This window comes from Paraburkholderia sp. SIMBA_030 (genome assembly GCF_046535245.1).
Taxonomy (GTDB): Bacteria; Pseudomonadota; Gammaproteobacteria; order Burkholderiales; family Burkholderiaceae; genus Paraburkholderia.
The window spans coordinates 1-262 of sequence record NZ_JAWRXB010000846.1 but is presented as its reverse complement, the minus strand read 5'-3'; the positions used below and the strand labels follow the sequence as shown (position 1 = coordinate 262).

1 pseudogene is annotated in these 262 nt (G+C 64.5%); it reads right to left on the bottom strand.

What is annotated here, in order from left to right:
* Positions 1 to 262: pseudogene (locus tag SB772_RS42390) on the bottom strand (hypothetical protein); the annotation flags it as partial.

Here is a 262-nt window from a genome sequence, read left to right as displayed (position 1 = left end):
CCTGATTAAATCCGAAACTCTTGCGCCATGAGGCCGTTTCGGTGTCTTCGATTGCGCGGCGATCCCACGGCACGAGCGGTTTGAGGTTGCCTTTGGGCAGTCCCGTCGTGCCCGACGAATAGAGGAAATCGCGGCCATGCTCGCATTCGGGCAGCCGCTTGCGCGTGTCGGTCTCGTCGAGCGCGGCGTGCAGGATGTCGTCGTGCTCGACGGCGAACGGGTCGGCTTCGGCGCGTCGGGCCGCAACGGCGGATTCGTGTTC